12 protein-coding genes and 1 pseudogene are annotated in these 13,515 nt (G+C 39.2%); 11 read left to right on the forward strand and 2 right to left on the reverse strand.

Going from position 1 to position 13,515, the window contains the following annotated elements:
* Positions 1–221 precede the first annotated feature (221 nt).
* From pstS to GJB62_RS19745, 9 genes are all read left to right on the forward strand, one after another.
* Positions 222–1,265, forward strand: coding sequence for a phosphate ABC transporter substrate-binding protein PstS (gene pstS / locus GJB62_RS19705; RefSeq protein ID WP_114081813.1), 1,044 nt, complete (start codon positions 222–224; stop codon positions 1,263–1,265).
* Between the two features lie 324 nt (positions 1,266–1,589).
* Positions 1,590–2,567: a phosphate ABC transporter permease subunit PstC gene (pstC, locus tag GJB62_RS19710; RefSeq protein WP_114081814.1), complete on the forward strand. Its 978-nt coding sequence runs from the start codon at positions 1,590–1,592 to the stop codon at positions 2,565–2,567.
* Between the two features lie 52 nt (positions 2,568–2,619).
* Positions 2,620–3,501: a phosphate ABC transporter permease PstA gene (pstA, locus tag GJB62_RS19715; RefSeq protein WP_114081815.1), complete on the forward strand. Its 882-nt coding sequence runs from the start codon at positions 2,620–2,622 to the stop codon at positions 3,499–3,501.
* A 200-nt stretch (positions 3,502–3,701) separates the two neighbouring features.
* Positions 3,702–4,481 (forward strand): phosphate ABC transporter ATP-binding protein PstB, encoded by a 780-nt coding sequence (pstB, locus tag GJB62_RS19720; RefSeq protein ID WP_114081816.1) that lies wholly within the window; start codon positions 3,702–3,704, stop codon positions 4,479–4,481.
* Positions 4,482–5,034: 553 nt separating this feature from the next.
* On the forward strand, positions 5,035–5,814 hold the full coding sequence (locus GJB62_RS19725) for a phosphate ABC transporter ATP-binding protein (protein WP_114081817.1): 780 nt from the start codon (positions 5,035–5,037) through the stop codon (positions 5,812–5,814).
* Positions 5,815–5,998: 184 nt separating this feature from the next.
* Positions 5,999–7,282, forward strand: a complete 1,284-nt coding sequence (locus GJB62_RS19730) for an NYN domain-containing protein (protein ID WP_114081818.1) — start codon at positions 5,999–6,001, stop codon at positions 7,280–7,282.
* Positions 7,283–7,363: 81 nt separating this feature from the next.
* Positions 7,364–8,068, forward strand: a complete 705-nt coding sequence (locus GJB62_RS19735; RefSeq protein WP_114081819.1) for an SDR family oxidoreductase — start codon at positions 7,364–7,366, stop codon at positions 8,066–8,068.
* Between the two features lie 106 nt (positions 8,069–8,174).
* Positions 8,175–9,251 carry a 4-hydroxyphenylpyruvate dioxygenase gene (gene hppD, locus GJB62_RS19740; RefSeq protein WP_114081820.1) on the forward strand — a complete coding sequence of 359 codons (1,077 nt, stop codon included), beginning with the start codon at positions 8,175–8,177 and terminating at the stop codon, positions 9,249–9,251.
* Between the two features lie 103 nt (positions 9,252–9,354).
* Positions 9,355–10,047, forward strand: a complete 693-nt coding sequence (locus GJB62_RS19745) for an HAD family hydrolase (RefSeq protein WP_114081821.1) — start codon at positions 9,355–9,357, stop codon at positions 10,045–10,047.
* A gap of 147 nt (positions 10,048–10,194) precedes the next feature.
* Here the strand turns inward: GJB62_RS19745 and GJB62_RS19750 are convergent, their stop codons facing one another.
* Positions 10,195–10,824, reverse strand: a complete 630-nt coding sequence (locus GJB62_RS19750; protein WP_114081822.1) for a CPP1-like family protein — start codon at positions 10,822–10,824, stop codon at positions 10,195–10,197.
* A 622-nt stretch (positions 10,825–11,446) separates the two neighbouring features.
* Here GJB62_RS19750 and GJB62_RS19755 point away from each other — a divergent pair.
* Entirely contained in the window at positions 11,447–12,166 is a 720-nt protein-coding gene (locus GJB62_RS19755) for a response regulator transcription factor (RefSeq protein WP_041565535.1), read from the forward strand.
* 756 nt (positions 12,167–12,922) lie between these two features.
* On the opposite strand, the pseudogene GJB62_RS19760 reads toward GJB62_RS19755, so the two are convergent.
* Positions 12,923–13,114: pseudogene (locus GJB62_RS19760) on the reverse strand (DUF2811 domain-containing protein); the annotation flags it as partial.
* On the opposite strand from GJB62_RS19760, the gene GJB62_RS19765 reads away from it, so the two are divergent.
* Positions 13,113–13,343, forward strand: a complete 231-nt coding sequence (locus tag GJB62_RS19765) for a hypothetical protein (protein WP_114081823.1) — start codon at positions 13,113–13,115, stop codon at positions 13,341–13,343. The pseudogene GJB62_RS19760 and the gene GJB62_RS19765 sit on opposite strands and share 2 nt — an antisense overlap.
* Positions 13,344–13,515 lie beyond the last annotated feature (172 nt).

The following is a 13,515-nucleotide window of genomic DNA, read 5'->3' on the forward strand; positions in this document are numbered from 1 at the left end:
TAATTATTTAAATTAAATTTAAGTTTTCATTGGCATCTTTTTACTAACTAATCTCATCAATCATCAATCAAATATCAACAAGTAAAAAATATTTTAAATTAAGATTTAAACGCATCTTAATTTTTTGTTTATCAATTGTTAAAGAAAGTTTAACCATAACAAATGTAACTTGATTAAGGCTGGAATTACAGCAGGAAGATATTCCTTTAATCAGAGGTAATATGATTTTTTCGACCACCACCTTGAATCGTGTCGTTGCTACTTCATTGGTGACAACTTCTGTTGCACTTAGTCCATTTTTTAGTGCGATCGCACAAGCTGAAACTCTCAATGGTGCAGGAGCAACTTTTCCGGCTCCGCTTTACGAACGGTATGCTCGTGAAGTGAAGAAGAAATATCCAGACTTGAAAATTAACTATCAAGCAATTGGTAGTGGCGGCGGTATTCGTCAAGTCATCGCTGGAACCGTTGACTTTGGTGGTAGTGATGCTGCAATGAAAGATGATGAAATTGCTAAAGTCAAGAACGGTGCAATCTTAGTACCCACAGCAGGCGGTGCTGTTTCTGTTGTTTACAATCTTCCGGGTGTTAACGATCTCAAATTGTCCCGCGCTACACTACCAGCAATTTATTCAGGTCAAATTACCAAATGGGATGACGCGAAAATTAAAGCTGATAATCCGGGTGCTAATCTACCAAATCAAACAATTAAATTTGCTGTTCGTGCCGATGGTAGCGGTACAACTTTCATTTTTACTAATCACTTGAGTGCTATCAGTGGCTATTTTAAAGGCAGAGTTGGAGCTAACACTGCTCCAAAATGGAATTTGCCAAATGTCCTCAAAGGCAAAGGAAATCCAGGCGTAGCTGCTATAGTAGCTCGGACTCCTGGTTCTATCGGTTATGTAGAATATAGCTACGCTGTCCAAAACAACCTCAAATCAGCACTGGTACAAAATAAGAAAGGAGAATTTGTTGCTCCTTCTTTACAATCTGCAAATGCAGCTTTAGCAACTGTTACTTTCCCAGACAACTACCGTGTTTTTGTAGGAGATCCAGGACAAGGTTATCCCATTGTTGGTCTTACTTGGATGATGGTTTACAAACAGTATGCTAATGCTGCTAAAGCTGATGCAATTAAGAAATGGATTAATTGGGTATTGAAGGACGGTCAACAGTATAACGATGACCTCAACTACACCAAAATTCCATCTAATGTAGCAAATCGGGTGCTTCAAACAGTGAATAGCTCTGTCAAACCTTAACTTGCAATCTTTAGGACTTACGTAGAAAATTTCCCCCAACCCACTTAAAAAGCAATACGTTTAGGTTAATAAAAATTGTAGGTTGGGTGAAGCAAAGCGCAACCCAACAAAGCTATGAAAATGTTGGGTTTCGTTCCTCAACCCAACCTACACAACTTTAGAACTTACGTAGAAAATTTCCCCCAACCCACTTAAAAAGGGGGATTTTAATGTTCTCCCTTAAAAAGAGGGAATAGGGGGATTATCTCAATAATTTACTCTCCTACGAGAGTAAGTTAATAACTCGTTCTAGTAGTAATAAAAAATCTATTTTATTGATTTGTAATGGCAAATTCATCAGATGATTCAAATCTAGGCGATGAAAGTTTCAATCTAACAGGTGTCAGTGGTGCAAATTTCTGGTTTGACCAAGGTTTTACACGGCTAGTATACTTTTTTGCCGTGATTACTGTTGCAGTGCTATTTTTGATGAGTTGGGTAATTTTCTCAGAAGCTCTACCAGCCATCAAGCAGTTTGGACTGGGGTTTTTGTGGGGAAAAGATTGGGATACAGGTAATCAGATTTTTGGTGCATTACCCTATATTTATGGAACTCTGGTAAGTAGTGCGATCGCTATTTTATTTGCTGTCCCAGTGGGAATGGCAGTAGCCTTAGTCACGAGTGAAAATTTCTTACCTACATCGCTGCGAACCATCCTAGCATTTGTTGTGGAATTAATTGCAGCAATTCCCAGTGTAATTATTGGTCTATGGGGAATTTTTGTCTTTATTCCAGTTCTAGAACCTCTACAAAAGTGGCTAGCCAACACTTTTAAATGGATACCACTGTTTAATACAGAAGATCCTTCTGGTACTAATATATTGACTGCTGGAGTTATTCTAGCCATCATGATTTTGCCGACAATGGCAGCAATTAGTCGTGATGTCTTAATGGCTATCCCTAAAGAATTACGTAGTGCATCTATGGCTTTGGGTGGAACTCGTTGGGAAACAATTTTTCGAGTCTTGCTACCATCGGGATTTTCTGGAATTGTGAGTGCAGCCATGCTTGCTTTAGGACGTGCTTTGGGTGAAACAATGGCTGTCACTATGGTGATTGGCAACTCTGCTCAAATTAGCGCTTCTTTACTCGATCCAGCTTATACAATTCCCTCTGTATTAGCTAATGAATTTGCTGAAGCTGAACCGGGATTGCATATAGGTGCTTTAAGCTATTTGGGATTGATTTTGTTTGGGTTGACTCTAGCTGTAAATATTGGCGCTGTGCTATTGGTGAAGTGGGTTGGTAGGAAAAACAAATGATACTTTTTTATCGGTGTAGCAAGACGTTTATCAATCAAAATTTGTAAAAATTATGAGTGGTTACATCCAGTCAGAAACGGATGAATCTTTGGTGGCAGAATTATGCAGTCCTCTGCCAACAGAGCGAGTAATATTTACCTACGCAATGAATGCGATCGCTTTTGGTTTTACAGGTGTAGCACTCATTCCTTTATTATCAATTTTGTGGGAAATTTTCATCCGGGGAATATCTGGACTCAAATCAGAAATGTTTGTCAAAGCAGTGATTGATAATGGCTTTGGCAATGCCATCCTGGGAACCATAATCATGGTGATCATTGGTTCTATTTTAAGCATTCCCACAGGGATTATGACAGGAATTTTTTTGGCAGAATTTGGACAAAACAACACAATTGCTAGTGTTGTTCGTTTTATCACCAGCATTCTTACAGGCGTGCCTTCAATTGTTGTAGGTGTATTCGCTTATGGTGTCATAGTTCTAGTAACTAAAGGATTTAGTGCGATCGCAGGTGGTTTTGCTTTAGCCGTGATTATGCTACCTGTGATTATACTGACAACGGAAGAATCTTTAAAACTAATTCCTGCATCTCAACGCCTGGCCTCTGCTGCTTTAGGTGGAACTCGCTTCCAAACTACTTTTCGCATTGTTGTCACTACTGCAATCCCCGGAATTACTACAGGCATTTTATTAGCTGTAGCTCGTGCTGCTGGTGAAACAGCACCCTTGATTTTTACCGCTTTATTTAGTCTAGATTGGTCAGAAGGATTGTTAAGTCCAACAGCTTCTTTACCAGTATTGATTTTTAACCTCTACAACGACCCCGACCCAGAAAAAAGCCAATTGGTATGGACTACTTCTATAGTTTTACTCGGCTTAATTTTATGTGTCAGTATTATTTCTCGCTTAGTTATTAGACAGAGAAGAATAAAATGAGCAGAATACAGAATTCAGAAGTCAGAGGTAAGAATTAATTAGTAGATGATTCCGATTGGCTACTAATTTAAAACTATTAAATAGTAAGAGTAGAAAATTAAAATATATTTGATTGTCTCCTATTACTATTATATAATTTCGTCTTAATCCTGACTCCTGAATTCTGTTTTTATAATTTTTATTTCACACCTTAATCAAGCATGAGTAACCTAATTCCAGCTATCAAAGTTAAAAATATCAGCTTTTACTATGGCACAACAAAAGCAATTGAAAAGGTATCAATAGATATTTATCAAAAACAAGTAACTGCAATTATTGGCCCTAGTGGTTGTGGTAAATCTACTTTCATCAAAATTCTTAATCGCATTAGCGAATTAGAAGGGCCTGTAAAAGTTGAAGGACATGTAGAATTTTTTGGTCAGAATATTTACGATCCTCGTGTCAACATCAACCGATTACGCCGCCAAATTGGTATGGTGTTTCAAAAACCGAATCCTTTTCCGATAAGCATTTACGAAAATGTTGCCTACGGTATGAGAATAGCAGGTAGGAATTCAAAATTAGAATTAGATGAAATTGTTGAATCTGCCCTTAAAAGCGCTGCTCTTTGGGATGAAGTGAAAGATAAGCTCGATAAATCAGCTTTAGGGCTTTCTGGTGGTCAACAACAAAGATTATGTATTGCCCGCGCTTTAGCAGTTAAGCCGAAAGTTCTGCTGATGGATGAGCCTTGCTCTGCTCTTGACCCCATTGCCACCATGAAAGTTGAGGAACTCCTTCATAGCTTACAGTCTGAGTTGACAATTGCGATCGTTACCCACAATATGCAACAAGCCGCCCGCGTTTCTGATTTTACGGCTTTCTTTAGCACCGACGAAAGTCGCATTGGTCAAATGATTGAATTTGGCGCTACAGAGCAAATCTTTAACAATCCAATAGACCCTCGCACTCGCGACTACATTTCAGGGCGTTTCGGTTAAGGTATGTTCTAGCGTGACTTATTGATTTTTGTCGAACTATCTCGCGCTAGAAGATACTCATAAAATGTAGTTTAAAAAAGTTACTAATTTATCTTGATAAATAAACTAACTCCTCATTATCCATGAGGTGTATGTGATATTGATATAGAACTCATATTTGATTTTTGAAAAAACTTTATACAACTCAAAAAGCCTTTTTTCCTATTGCCTCTTGCCAACCCACACAAGTAAGTATGGCTACACCACGCCGCGCGAACAAAAATCAAAGCGGATTTCTATATAGCTATTTTAAATCGAACCAGACCAAATCCTTTCTCATAACAGAGATGATACGTCAATTAAGGGGGAAAAGATAGGCATAAAAAGTCTATAAAAGATAATTTTTGGAACACAGTCTTAAGATGAATATCTGATAACAGTTTATCTGCTGGATGACTACAGCATAACTACGTAATTTACATGTATATCTCCTTTTAGGAGTAACATAGTGAAACAACTGTGCTGATTTGTACTGTTTTACTTAGTTAAGTTTTGTTTTACACGTTTTGGCAATATGAGTAAACTAATTCCAGCCATCAGAGTCAAAAACTTCAGCTTCTCTTACGACACTCAAAAGATAGTTGAAGGCGTGTCAATGGATATTTACCAAAACCAAATCACGGCAATTATTGGTTCTAGCGGTTGTGGCAAATCTACTTTTATTAAATCGTTAAATCGCATGAGTGAATTAGAAGGAGAAGTGAAGGTTGAAGGAAAAGTAGAGTTTTTTGGTCAGAGTATTTATGAGCGTCGGGTCAATATCAATCGCTTACGTCGCCAAGTTAGTATGGTTTTTCCCAAGCCAAATCTTTTTCCTATGAGTGTTTACGATAATGTTGCTTATGGAGTGAAATTGATTGGATGGCATCCGAAAGTAGAATTAGATGGAATTGTTGAATCTGCCATCAAAGCTGCCGAACTTTGGGATGAAGTGAAGAATAAGTTGCACAAGTCTGCTTTAGAACTTTCTGGTGGTCAACAACAACGATTATGTATTGCTCGGGCTTTAGCAGTCAAACCAAATGTTTTATTGATGGATGAGCCTTGTTCAGGTCTTGATCCTGCTGCTAGCATGAAAATTGAGCATTTGATCCATAACTTGCGTTCTGAGTTAACAATTGTGATTGTTACTCACAACATGCATCAAGTTACTCGCCTATCTGATTTTACGGCTTTCTTTCATAGTAATGAAAATCGTATTACCCAAATGGTTGAATTTGGTACTACAAATAAAATTTTTACTAATCCCGTAGATTCTCGCACCCGTGAATACGTTTTCGCCCGCGTTAATTGAAGCGTTTCTTAAAATCTAACTATTCAGAGGGCTATGACATAGTGCAGGCGGAAATTAAGGTTGAATTTAATTTCTGCTTACTTTGAGTTCTTCTTATGTTGGGCAATGCAGACTGACATTGACAGTCTTTTTTTATACTATATACTTAAAGAAAAGTATCTGCCTAGACCACCTGAACCATAAGATGAAATGTCCTCTGTGCGAATCTACTTCATATTATAAAAATGGTCGTCGCAATGACCAGCAGAATTACCTCTGCAAAAATTGTGGCAAACAATTCTTTGAGCCTGCATTACCTCGTTCCCTGGAAATGGACTTGCTTGCTAACAGCAATGGACATACTAAAGTATCTATAACTGATGAGGCGGAACTTCCTTTAGTAAAAAACCTGCCAGAAAAAATCACAGAGAAAGGTCTTGGCTCTTTTAATTTTATATTAGCTGAAGAAGTTCTGCAAACTATACTATCACCTGATTGCTTAGAATCTTCTGTGTTCAGCCAATTGCTCTTAAAAATTCAGCAAGAAAATGAAATTAGACATAAAGAAACAGGAATCTCTCTTCTACTTTTGGATGCAGAAAACTTAAAATTAGATATTAATTCAGAATTGTTTTTAGCCAGTATTTGTAAATCTCCTCTCCAAGTTAAAATTGCATTTGCTAACTGGAAAAATCCCAATATTGGGAAGCAAGATATTGAACTATATAACCGTGGCTATCAACTTGTCCATGTGCCTGAAGGTAAAAATAGTGCTGATGCAAAAATGATTGCATTTGGTGCTTCTATCTTACGCTCTTATCCAACACTTAAAGAAATATTAGTCTGTTCTAGCGATGGAATTTTAAATCATCTTTGTAACGAACTCCAAAACCAGGGATTGATTGTTTATTGGGTACGTAGACAAGGGCGAAATTTGCATGTAGAAAATCGCAATACTGGCAAATTAACTGATTATTCCTTAGCAGTGGCAACAGAAGTTCCATCTTTTGAAAAAGTGCTTGATACAATTCAAGATTTGATTAAAACTGAACAGGAATCAATCAATGCTAGGTTAAACAGTTTAGTGGATGTTGCAACTTCATTTCAAGAAAGATGCGAGATTAATATTCAACATAATTTAAAGCAACCAGAAAATGAGAAAATAACCCCTGTTGTAAATAAATCACTGACCGAATCTATTCAAGAAAAAGAAAAACAAGAAGACTTTACAACAATTGCTAATGGAGAAATATTAGATAAATTACTATTTAAAATTATTCAAGATATACATATAAATTCTCCTACAACTAAATTATCTGTGCCTAAACTCTGTTCAGAGTTACAGAAAATAACCGGAGAATCCCCTAATTCAATTATAAAAAAATTAAAGTTGGGTTCTAGTTTTGTTAAATATTTAGAATCGTCTCCCACATTTACATTAAAAGCGAGTGGCAAAGAATACGAGGTAACAGCACTATTCTGCGATTAGATACTTTCTGGATGTTTACGTACAACCTGAGCCTGTAATTCAGTATTATGTAAACAGATGTAAAGAAATATAAATATTGCAATGCAGGATAAAGTTGTCGTTATTGTCGGTGCTACTGGTGGTATTGGTTCAGCTTTAACACATAAACTTGCGCCCACCGGAGTCCGGTTGGTATTGGCTGCGAGGGATGCAGCTCGTTTAACAACACTGGCGGCTGATTTATCAGGGGAAGTTTTGACCGTTCCCACTGATATTACTGACCCCCAACAAGTAGATATTTTGATAGAAAAGACCATCGCTCAGTTTGGTCAAATCGATATTTTAGTGAATGCAGCCGGTGTAGGTATACTCAAGCCTTACAACAGCCTGGAACCTGCTGATTTAGACAAGATGCTAGATGTCAACTTAAAAGGCAGCTTTTATACTAGCCAGGCGGCTGCTGAAGAGATGCAAAAGCGCAAGTCTGGTCACATCTGTAATGTGGTAGGAATTCTCGGCAAGCATTCGATGGGGATGGCAGCAGCTTATTCTGCTTCTAAGTTTGGTGTTGTGGGTTTTAGCAAGTGCATGGCAGAGGAACTCAAGCGTTTTGGTATCAAGTTCACGCTATTCTACTTTGGTGGGGTAGATTCTCCTTTCTGGGATAATGTCAACCTAAAAGTAGACCGGAAAAAAATGCTCAGTCCTGAAACTGCTGCCAATGCTATTTTCTTTGCCCTTTCTGCCGAACCGCAAGCTGTGCCAATGGAAATTAATATTCAACCTGATAGTCATATGTTCTTTTAGAGTGGGAGTTCGCCTAAATAATTCCTGCTTAGGAAGGACATGAAAATCTAGCAAAAGAGGCAAAATTTACAGATATATAAGCTGTTATGCTGGATTTTCAATATCTATGAAAATTGATCACGTTCATTTCTATGTAGAAGATGCCAAAATGTGGCGGGATTGGTTTGTACACCATCTTGGTTTTCAATCAGTAGCCGATCGCAACAGTTCGTTTCACACTTGTACAGAAGTGGTGAAAAGTGGTGCTGTCTGCTTTTTTCTATCTTCACCACTGTTACCTACAAGTCCAGTAGCGGAGTTTTTGCGTAAATATCCCCCTGGTGTGGCAGATGTAGCTTTTGCTGTGGAAGATGTCGAAGCTGCGATCGCACAAGCTCAAAAACATGGTGCTACAATCCTACAACCCATCCAAGAACGCCAGGTAGGTAGGGCTTTTCTCAAGTGTGGCAAAATTGCCGCCTGGGGTGGACTGACTCATACATTAATAGAAAGGTCATTTGTCAGTAGTCATTCGTCATTGGTTTTTGACAAAGGACAAATCACAAATGACAACACTTTTGCTGCTATAGATCACATTGTGTTAAATGTGGCAGTTGGTGAATTGGATCATGCTGTCGCTTGGTACGAAAAAATCTTAGATTTTCAACCCCAGCAAGCATTTAAAATTAAAACCAATCGTTCTGCTTTACACAGTCAGGTGATGGTTTCGCATAACGGCAGCGTCCAACTGCCAATTAATGAACCAGCTTCCAAAAATTCCCAAATTCAGGAGTTTTTAGATGTCAATCGGGGGCCAGGTATTCAACATATTGCCTTACGGACAACTAATCTGGTGAGTGCGATCGCTAAATTTCGTGCCAGTGGTTTACCTTTGCTTTCAGTTCCCCAAACCTACTATTCACAGCTAAAACAGCGTTCAGGACTCACGCTATCACCTCTAGAACTAGAAGTGATCGCTCAACAAGAAATTCTGGTGGACTGGCAAGAATATACTCCCGTAGGGACACAACAAACTGCACCCCTACTACTACAAATTTTCACCCAGCCTATTTTTGAACAGCCGACATTTTTCTTTGAGTTTATTGAACGCCGTTTCCAAGCTCAAGGTTTTGGCGAAGGTAACTTTCGCGCCTTATTTGAAGCCATTGAAAGCGAACAAATCAAACGTGGTACCCTGCAATAATGCCTGAGTACAAAATATCAATTGAAATTCAGCCAGACTTGATACCCTCAAAAAATAGCCATACATCTGAGATAATTTTAATAAAAATTAACTTTTTCCGCCGATGCTAAGACTTATTACTGACTTCGACGGCCCAATTATTGATGTTTCCGAACGGTACTACCGTGTTTATCAATTCTGCTTAGAGAAAACTCGTCGCCCAGATCAAGTAGTGCAAGAACTTCCAAAAGCGGAATTTTGGCAGTTAAAGCGATCGCGCGTTCCCGAAAAACAAATTGCCTTAAATTCAGGGTTAGACGAAGCCCAAGCCCAAGAATTTGCCCAGTTGCGGCGACAAACTGTGCATACAGAAGCTTATTTCAACTATGACACTCTCGCGCCTGGTGCTGTGGATGCACTGTTAAAAATTCAAGAAGCGGGAATTGATTTGGCAGTCATGACCATGCGCCGAGTTCGAGAACTAGATTATGCTTTTAAAAAACACGATTTAGGAAGATTTTTCCCGGAAAATCGTTGTTATTGCCTGAGTAACGACTACGTTAAAACTCGTGATATTGAAGATAAGCCCTTGTTAATGGCTAGGGCATTAAAAGAACTGCCTCCGGCTGCCGATACCTGGATGGTGGGAGATACGGAAGCCGACATCACCGCAGCTAAAAATTATGATATCAAGGTGATGGCTGTGGAATGTGGTATCCGCGATCGCACTCAATTGGAACTTTACCATCCCGATTTAATCGTTAAGGATTTCAGTGCTGCTGTAGATTTAGTTTTAAAACCCAAACACCTTGTCTAGAAAGGCTCTGTAGCTCTAACAGATTGAATTAATCGTACAAATGAAAGCAGGAGTCAGAATATGTATTCTGACTCCTGACTCTATATCTTTGAGAAGAACACATATAAACCATGTATTCTTTATGGAAATTTGCTTACAGCTAGTGGTTTACCGTAGAAAACTACTAACCAACCACAACAATATAAACGTTACTACGGTAGAGAACTGATTCGTTCCCAGATTGGTGAATGATGATATTTGTGGTAAGAGCCAGCTAGCAACTAGTCCCCCAGCGATTAAGCCAATAATTAAACTTATCAGGGTAAACAAAACTGCTCGGCCAAATTTGCCTTCCTTGCGATTGAGAAAGTAAATACTGGTGCCTACCCCAACCACCAATGCTAACTGCAAAATCTGCTCGCCTCCCTCTGGGTAAAACAAGCTGATAGAACTCAAACCAAGAAACCAAGCTCCTGGTAAAAGTATATCCGCAGGTGTTGGCTGATCCAGCATCCGTTGCAGCCATGCAGGTGACTGCTCACGAGGCGTTGGACTTTCTTTAGGAGGTGATTGCACTCGCAACTCTGGAAACCGGATGCGCTCAGGAACTTTAATTTTACCTTCCTGGCGCATCCGTAAGCGATCCATTAAAATCGCATCGTAAGCTGCTTCAATTACTTCTAAATGCTTGGCATCGCCACTATGTTGCTCGAATAGGCGATTACGAGCATCCTGAATTTCATCGAAGCTAGCCTCTTCTGATACCCCAAGTTTTTCGTAGGGATTTTGATCGCTCATGGGAGTTTGTTACTTCAGCCTCAGTCAGCGGCAGTCTTTTGTCGAATAAAAAACAGTTTTAGGTTTTGTTTTAATCGAAACTAAAGTCTCGACCTACTTTTATGCCCTACCAGGATAGTAGCACGGGTTAGTTTGATTGACTTTGTAATTTCAACTATAGTCACTTTAACATATCGCTATAACTCCGTGTATACCCTCATGTCGTTGCTTAATTCTGGCTTTAATCTAGAATTTGAACGGAGAGTACCTAAAATCCAGAGTTTTTATGAAAAAATTAACTTTACTGCTTTCAATTTGGCAAAATTACTGTGCCCTAATAGAATTTTTTTAATTATACTGAATAATCGCTTGTGGTATATATCCGCATATCGATTTAAAATTGAAACGTTTTAAGTTGCCATCTAACTAGAACTATTACGGCTAAAGTCAGAGCGCCTATCTACTGTGGCTAAAAGAAGTTTCGCGTTTTCATCGCCCACATTTCTGATTACAGTATTTATTTGTGAATGATCGGGATTCCCATACCGTAGCCATGTAGATTCTTAGTTAGTCCCAAAGTGGTAACTGCGTTTTTACGCAACCCTCTTGTTAATCTTACGAATTTTTGTGCAAAGTAATGGTCATGGCTCCTGCCAAGATTCTTGTAGTTGACGACGATCCTGCGGTTCGGAATTTAATCCAACGCTTTTTGATTAAACAGAACTATCAGGTGGAGGCTGCCGAAGACGGAAAGACAGCCTTAGCTCTATTTGAGCAATTTAACCCTGATTTGGTGATTCTAGACGTGAATCTACCAGATGTAACGGGGTTTAACCTTTGCCAAGAGATGCAAAGTCGTAATGGTGTTTTTGTTCTGATGTTGACTAGCCGTGCTGACGAAGCTGACAAAATTCGCGGCTTTGCCAAAGGTGCTGACGACTATCTCACCAAGCCTTTTGGGTTGGGAGAGCTAGAAGTCAGAGTCGGAGCGATTTTGAGACGACAGCGAGTGATAACTACTGCCGAGCAGAAACGCTTGGTATTTGAAAAACTGATGATTGATCCGGTGCGACGGGAGGTAGCACTTAATAACCAAGCAGTACCCTTAACTGCGCTGGAATTTGACTTGTTGCATTTTTTAGCAAGTCATCCAGGTCGAGTTTGGCGACGGGCAGAATTAATCCAAGAGGTGTGGGACTATGAATATGTCGGCGACCAACGGGTTGTAGATGTACATATTGGTCAAATTCGCAAGAAGATTGAAATTGATGCTAGTCAGCCAGCATTAATTCAAACTGTACGTGGCGTAGGGTATAAGTTTGAATCTCCTGCTCACCCCCAACATTTGGAAGCCAAGTCCTGAGTCTATAGTCTAGAGTTTTTTAACTCTTGACTGTTGACTTATGGGGTAGTGATCAGTGAATTTCTTTAGCTTCAGTAAAAGACAAATTTAGACAATTAATTAAACATAGATAGAATTGCTCAAATACTGACCAGACAGTTATTTGAAATGTTGGTTTATCAATTCAAGACGGTGGACAGTAAAGAAAGTCCACTGAAAAATATTTCTTTGGATCTGACTGTTTTGGCAGATATGTGCTTAGGTGAAGTTTTTAGGGGCGCATAGCTTGTCAATTTAATCTGAAATCGGCGCTTATAAACCGCATCTACACTTTAATTTACCTGCCTTTGCAGGTTTCATCACAAGGAGCTTAAGCCCCTTGTTTTTTCTTGCCCAGGCTCTAAGCTGACACTAATGTAAAAATACGTATACGCAGTAGGAGCAATTCATGAGTTGCCCTTGCTGCGTATAGTTTTGAGCAAGTTATAGAGCAGAATCTACTGAATCCTTTTTATTAGACATCTCCAAAAATTAAATATGCGTTATCCAGAATCCTTTTAGAGACGTAGCACTGCTACGTCTCTACAATCATTTTCGGAGATGTCTATTGTAATATTGCCCCGATATGCTTAATCGCTATTGGATCAAATCCCATTTATGGGGCACGGTTTGCCGTGCCCACATTTAGAGTATGAGCGAGAATAACGCCCGTACTTATGGAGTATCTAATAGATTAGCTGTTGCGGGTGAATCGATACTGGGCGTTTCTACTGAGGAGTGGTGGAATAAAGTTTCCAGATAGACTCGGGCAGCCCGGCGATCGCTATCTCCATTTTGGAGTAAAAACAATGATAGTGCCGCCGTCAATACCCTATTTTCATCCCAATCAGGATGGGTTTCTAAGTAGTTTTTTAAGGATTCGTGGAGTGTTTCGGGAATTTCTGTAAAGATGCTAACCGTTGATTTCATGAGATTTTCCTCCTATGAGGATAATCAAGAGGGACAAGTTGCTTGCGGTGAAGCGGCTTATGGCTTCCTCACCCTTATGGGTTCGGTAGTTTCTCATGGGGGAAACCCCCTTGGCGCTAGCCTCTCCCTTTGGGAGAAGACCGAACTACCTCACCACTCTTTTGTCATCCCGACAATCTACGTCTACATCTCAGGTAATATATTTTACACATTTGATGCCAACGGTTGAAGGAATTACAAAAGCAAGCCGAATCATTGTGCGCCAAGAGGGGGTGGGTTTGTCAATGCTGCGAAATGTTAAAAATGAATGTATAAAAAATAAATACGAACGAAAGAATAAGCATTAGAGCCTATTTTTCGTTACTTTACTTTATAAAAACTCAGTCCTTGAAGTTCTTTGC

This window comes from Nostoc sp. ATCC 53789 (assembly GCF_009873495.1).
Classification (GTDB): Bacteria; Cyanobacteriota; Cyanobacteriia; order Cyanobacteriales; family Nostocaceae; genus Nostoc; species Nostoc muscorum_A.

What these genes read in the sequence shown, in the direction of transcription:
- hppD (WP_114081820.1), top strand. Translation starts at nt 8,175, where the DNA reads ATGAAAATTGATCACGTTCATTTCTATGTAGAAGATGCCAAAATGTGG.
- pstA (WP_114081815.1), top strand. Translation starts at nt 2,620, where the DNA reads ATGAGTGGTTACATCCAGTCAGAAACGGATGAATCTTTGGTGGCAGAA.
- pstC (WP_114081814.1), top strand. Translation starts at nt 1,590, where the DNA reads ATGGCAAATTCATCAGATGATTCAAATCTAGGCGATGAAAGTTTCAAT.
- GJB62_RS19730 (WP_114081818.1), top strand. Translation starts at nt 5,999, where the DNA reads ATGAAATGTCCTCTGTGCGAATCTACTTCATATTATAAAAATGGTCGT.
- GJB62_RS19765 (WP_114081823.1), top strand. Translation starts at nt 13,113, where the DNA reads ATGAGATTTTCCTCCTATGAGGATAATCAAGAGGGACAAGTTGCTTGC.
- GJB62_RS19735 (WP_114081819.1), top strand. Translation starts at nt 7,364, where the DNA reads ATGCAGGATAAAGTTGTCGTTATTGTCGGTGCTACTGGTGGTATTGGT.
- GJB62_RS19725 (WP_114081817.1), top strand. Translation starts at nt 5,035, where the DNA reads ATGAGTAAACTAATTCCAGCCATCAGAGTCAAAAACTTCAGCTTCTCT.
- pstB (WP_114081816.1), top strand. Translation starts at nt 3,702, where the DNA reads ATGAGTAACCTAATTCCAGCTATCAAAGTTAAAAATATCAGCTTTTAC.
- GJB62_RS19745 (WP_114081821.1), top strand. Translation starts at nt 9,355, where the DNA reads ATGCTAAGACTTATTACTGACTTCGACGGCCCAATTATTGATGTTTCC.
- GJB62_RS19750 (WP_114081822.1), bottom strand. Translation starts at nt 10,824, where the DNA reads ATGAGCGATCAAAATCCCTACGAAAAACTTGGGGTATCAGAAGAGGCT.
- GJB62_RS19755 (WP_041565535.1), top strand. Translation starts at nt 11,447, where the DNA reads ATGGCTCCTGCCAAGATTCTTGTAGTTGACGACGATCCTGCGGTTCGG.
- pstS (WP_114081813.1), top strand. Translation starts at nt 222, where the DNA reads ATGATTTTTTCGACCACCACCTTGAATCGTGTCGTTGCTACTTCATTG.